The organism is Fructobacillus ficulneus, from assembly GCF_001047075.2.
Taxonomy (GTDB): domain Bacteria; phylum Bacillota; class Bacilli; order Lactobacillales; family Lactobacillaceae; genus Fructobacillus; species Fructobacillus ficulneus.
Genome location: NZ_DF968005.1, coordinates 188,159 through 190,928 on the forward strand (window position 1 = coordinate 188,159; position 2,770 = coordinate 190,928).

The following is a 2,770-nucleotide window of genomic DNA, read 5'->3' on the forward strand; positions in this document are numbered from 1 at the left end:
AAACTGCTCTGGTTAACCAGGCGGTAACCCAGGCACGGTTGGCCATCCAAGAAGCCCAGATTAAGGTTGATTTGCAAAATGCAGTAACTCAAGGATTGACGGCTATCAGTCAGATTAGCCAACCAACCTTGGAACCGGCTTACCAAGCCATTAATTCGACTGACCGAGCCCAAGCAATTCAGCAATTGAAGACTGTTGCCGAACAAAAACAGGCTGAGTTCCGGCAAATTATTGGCGTCGAACCACAAAGTTTGACTGACCAATTAGCAGCGGTTGACCAAGCTTTGGCCCAAGCCTTGGTTGGTGTGAACCAGGCCCAAATCAATAAGGACCTCCAAAACGCAATTCAAACCGGTAAGCAGTTGATTAACCAGGTGGCCGAACCAACAATCCGGGCGGAATTACAACCAGCAACATCCGAAGAAAAGGCCCAAGCTAAGGAAATTCTGGCATTAGCAGTGAAGAGCCGGGCCAAGGCCTTCGCGGAAATTGCCCACGTTGATCCCGAGAGCCTCCAAACCCAGCTGCTCAGCTTAAACCAAAGTGAGACAACCGGTCAAAGTAAAATTGACCAAGCAGCGACGAAAGGTGACTTGATGCAAGCCATGCAAGGTGCCTTAACATTGGTCAACCAGGTTGCTGAGCCAATCATTCAAGCCGACTACCAATCGGTAACCCTCTTAGACCGGTTTGCTGTTAACCAGGATTTGTTGCGGGCAGCCAATGCTAAAATGACGATTTTCGAGCAGATTAATCATGTTGATTTTCAATCTTTGACCCAGCAAAAGTTGGCCATTAACCAGGCCTTGAGTCTTGGCCAACAGCTCGTTAACCAGGCTCAAATCCGGCTAGACCTGAACCAAGCCCACCAAAAGGGCTTGGCTGCCATCGAAGCCGTTGCGCAGCCAAGTATCTTACGGGCTTACCAACCGGCAACGGAAGCTGAAAAGGCAGCCGGCCGAAACGCACTGGCTCGGGCCGTTGACCAACAAAAAGTCAACTTTGCAGCAATTGCCCATGTTGATAACCAGTCATTGGCAACACAAAACCAGCAATTAGACTTAGCCCTCCAAAGTAGCCAAGGAGCAATTGACCAGGCTCAGACCAAGGGGGACTTGGACCAGGCCATCCAAACCGGCTTAGCTAAAATCCAACAAGTTCCGGCACCAACGATTGAAGACGATTACCAACCAGTAACGGTAATTGACCGGGAAGTGGCCCAGCAAGAAATTACTGAAGCAGCTGCCAACCGTAAGGCTGATTTTGCTGGAATTGCTCATGTTGATCCTCAAAGTTTGACTGAACAAGTTGGCAAAATTGACCAATTTGTCCATGCTGGTGAGTTTGCTATTGCCCAGGCCCAAACACGCGGAGCACTCAGGGCAGCCGTTAGTCAGGCACTTCACCAAATTGATCAGGTTTCTGAACCGGTTTTGGAACAACCATACCGATCAGTTTCAATGGCTGACCGACGTCGGGCAGTTGACCAAGTCCAGGGCGCAGCTGAGATGCAAAAGGCGATTAATGGTCGTATTGCTCATGTTGACCAAGAAAGCTTAGCACAAAAGAATCAAATGGTTGATGACGCTGTCCTTCAAGGAATGCGTGCCATTCGATTTGCTCGAAATCAAGGGGAATTGGCCCTTGCGGTTACTGAAGCTGAGCAGGAAATTGACCAGGTCGGGTTACCACTTGCTGAATACCCATATCGTTTTGTTACTCCGGCTGACCTTTACGCTGCTGTCCAATTTTTGCATCAGGCAGCAACAGAGAAAAAAGCTGAATTGGCCAGGGTTGTTCAAGCCGACCTGCATAGTTTGGCTGAAAAACAGTCAACGGTTGATTTAGCCCGGGTTTTTGCTGAAGATGCGATGGGGTCGGCTAAAATTAACCAAGATCTAATGGATGAACTCAACAAGGGTATTAATGCGATTAATGCCGTGGGTAATCCAGAAATCTTTGAATCCTTCCGCTCCGCCACTGATGATGACCGGAACCGGGCAGTTAGCCAAGTTCATAGCTATGTTGAAGAGCGGAAGCAGGCCTTCCGAGCACTTGACCATGTTAATCAGCTAAGTTTGGCCGCTCAAGAAAAGCAGTTGGATCAAATTCTAACTCAGGCTCAGCAAGCGATTGAAAAGGCCCAGACTAAGGGTGATGTTGGTCGGGAAGTCTTCACTGCCTACCAAGCTGTTTTGGCAGTCACTCAGCCGGAAATTGAAACGACCTACCAAAAGCCAGACCAATCCAACAAGGACTCTGCTATTGCGGTTGTAACGAAGATGGCGGATGATAAGAAAAATGATTTTGCTAAGATTGCCCATGTTGATCCAGCAAGTCTGGTCCGTCAAAATGCAGCAATTTCCCGCCTCTTAGATGACCTAGTAGCTGCAATTAAGAAGGCTCAAACAAAGGGCGACTTATTGCAAACCCTGGTTAAGGGCTTGAGGGACTTGAATAAGATTCAAAGCCCCACTTTGCAAAACCAGTACCAGCCTGCAACAGACCAAGCCAGGACAGCAGCGGGGGAGAAATTGAACCAAAGCGGTCAAGCCCAAATTGACGCCTGGAAGAAGCTAGTCCACGTGGACCCACTTAGCTTTGGTCAGCAAAGTGACCTGGTGAAGCAAGTTATTAGTGATGGACAAACGACAATTGCTAAGTCCCAAACAAATGGGGACCTTGATCGAGCCCTCGCTGATGCCTTGGCAAAGTTGAAGAAGATTAGTCAGCCTGACCTGATGATTGACTACCAACCCGCCACAGACCA

The 2,770-nt window shown here is 48.7% G+C and carries 1 protein-coding gene; it reads left to right on the top strand.

Going from position 1 to position 2,770, the window contains the following annotated elements; all coding sequences use genetic code 11:
• Positions 1-2,770 (top strand): hypothetical protein (locus AOQ29_RS05610; protein ID WP_158530756.1); only part of this gene is annotated, 2,770 nt, incomplete at both ends.